The 393-nt window shown below is 69.5% G+C and carries 1 protein-coding gene; it reads left to right on the top strand.

The window, feature by feature from the left end; all coding sequences use genetic code 11:
* Positions 1 to 12: 12 nt before the first annotated feature.
* A partial coding sequence (locus EGM46_RS14590) for a glycosyltransferase family 2 protein (RefSeq protein ID WP_241156375.1) occupies positions 13 to 393 on the top strand: 381 nt, incomplete at its 3' end.

The raw sequence follows: 393 nt of genomic DNA, 5'->3' as shown, positions 1-393 counted from the left end.
GAGGCCACGCCCGTGCGCACCGGCAAGCTCAGCCTCGGCATGACGACGTACAACAAGCCGGACTACTGCGTCGCAACGCTCGCGAACATCGCGGAGAACCCGGCCCTCACCGCCGGCATCGACCGCATCTTCCTCGTCGACCAGGGCACGCAGAAGGTGCGCGACGAGGCGGGCTTCGACGCCGTCGCCGAGCAGCTCGGCGAGCAGCTGCGCGTCATCGAGCAGGGCAACCTCGGCGGCTCCGGCGGCTTCTCGCGCTCCATGGCCGAGACGCTCGAGCGCGAGGACACCGACTTCCTGCTGCTCCTCGACGACGACGTTGAGTTCGAGACCGAGAGCGCGCTACGCGCCCTGCAGTTCGGCCGGTTCAGCCGCGAACCCGTGATCGTCGGC

It is taken from the genome of Leucobacter chromiireducens, from assembly GCF_003917135.1.
GTDB lineage: Bacteria > Actinomycetota > Actinomycetes > Actinomycetales > Microbacteriaceae > Leucobacter > Leucobacter chromiireducens_A.
This window is presented reverse-complemented; position numbering and strand designations above follow the sequence as displayed.